This window comes from Oribacterium sp. NK2B42 (genome assembly GCF_000424445.1).
Classification (GTDB): domain Bacteria; phylum Bacillota; class Clostridia; order Lachnospirales; family Lachnospiraceae; genus Oribacterium.
Genome location: NZ_AUJX01000092.1, coordinates 1 through 2,090 on the forward strand (window position 1 = coordinate 1; position 2,090 = coordinate 2,090).

Sequence of the window (2,090 nt, forward strand, 5' to 3'; positions counted from 1 at the left end):
GTAACAGTTCAGCCGACCCTGGATTATAAATTCCTTGGTCGGCACTTTTTTTGCCCACCCCATCAACGATTTCATTAGGCTTAATTCTTTGACCCCCACCCTCTGCAAAAAAAGATGCCGAAATTTCAGCTGACTTTTCATACGGCATCTGTGGATATCTGAATTCTCATTTTATGAATGCAGTCATAAAAATACAGTTGTGGATAATTCTCGCTATTTCACAGTACTTTTTTTCTTTTTATGCATCATAAACCGGTGTTTTTGTGGATGGTCTACTTTTTTCGGACGGATTTTAATCTCCTTATCCACCGTCATTTTGACGAATGCTTAAAGACTGGATATTCGCCTTTTTCACACGATTTTACTATACTTTTCATATAATCATTTGAAAAGGAAAGGTCAGTCTTATGGGTGGTAACTACGAAAAAGACATGTATAAACAGCTTTGCGAACTGATGTCACGCGTAGACTCTTTGGAGTCTGAACATAAGAAAGACCGTAAAGAAATAAAGCGTCTCAACAAGGAACTGGATAAAGCTGATCGGAGGATCGAATATCTAAACAAAACTGTTACAAAACAGGTAGAAGAGATCACCACTTTAAAGAGCGAGAATACAGCACTTAAAAAGGAAAACAGGATACTTCATGCCGACAATGAACGTATGAGAAGGATCCTCAATAACAATAGTGATAATTCATCTCTGCCTCCATCAACCGATAAGAATAATCCGGGCAAAGCTGCAAACGAATACAATAGTCGGAACAAAACCAACCGAAAGCCCGGTGCTCAGACTGGGAGCACAGGGACTACTCTTACAAAGAACACTGTAAAATCCCTTATCGATGAAGGTAAGATTGAGAACACTGTCATTAAAGAGATCGGAACTCCCGGACCGGACTACATCTCACGTTTCTTGCTTGATTTTTCAATCAATACCATAGCTAAGGAGATACGCATTTACCCCGATGGCAATGGTAAGTATCATGTACCTGATGAATATCGTTCTGAAGTGACATATGGCGATGGCATCCGTGCTATAGTATCCATGCTTTACAGCGATGGCATCGTATCAAATGACCGTATCGCAGATTTTATAAACGGCCTTTCGGGAGATGTGCTCAAGCTGTCCACCGGTACCGTATATCATATCTGCCAGCAGTTTGGTGCCATCTGCAGAGAACAGAAACCAGTTATTGAGAATGACCTGCTCTGTTCAGATGTACTCTGTACTGATGCGACAACCATGTGTCTTGATGGAAAACAAAAATATATCCGCAACTTCAGCAATCTTAAGTCAGTTCTTTATACCTACCAGGAAAAGAAAAAACTGAAGGTACTATCAACCCTTCCGATCCTTCCGGACTTTGCAGGTATTCTGATCCATGACCACGAAACAGCTATGTACCATTTCGGAACAGGACATGGAGAATGCTGCGTGCACCTCATACGATATCTGAGAAAGAACACCGAAGAAAGTCAGAACACATGGAGCAAGGATCTCATGAACTTTCTTGCAGGAATGAATACCGCCAGAAAAAAACTCATAGAACAGGGAGGCAGTTCATTCGATGAAGATGCCTTAAAAAAGTACTTTGCCAGATATGATGAATTGGTGGAACTCGGATACCAACAGAATAAAAAAACATCAAACCGCCTTGCAAAAAAAGAGGAAAAGACACTTCTTAACCGACTGGCAAAGTACAAGGTAAACCACCTCTTGTTTCTAAAGGATTTTCGTGTGCCTTTTGATGATAACATGAGTGAGAGAGACCTCAGGATGTGCAAACAGCGTCAAAAGATGTCAGGTGGATTTCGTAAAGAAAGCGGAATCCAAATGTTCTGTGACATAATGAGCGTCATAAGGACAATAAAACGCCGAGGGATGAACATTTTTCAGAGCATCAAAGATCTTTTTGCAGGCAGACCAGTCATAGTTTGACTGGTCTATTTGAAGTTGCATCATTCTCCATCCTTTCCTCCATGAGCAGGGGTGGGGTCGTAACCATAAGTCCTTCCACTACTTATAGTGGGGTGGGCGAATGGAGGAAAGGATGTTTCTCCATTTGGTATGGGTCGGCTGAACTGTTAC

General features: G+C 41.4%; 1 protein-coding gene. It reads left to right on the forward strand.

The features are described 5' to 3' along the window. Positions 1–407 precede the first annotated feature (407 nt). A complete protein-coding gene (locus tag G625_RS0114595; RefSeq protein ID WP_029201679.1) occupies positions 408–1,940 on the forward strand; it encodes an IS66 family transposase in 1,533 nt (510 codons plus the stop codon). Positions 1,941–2,090 lie beyond the last annotated feature (150 nt).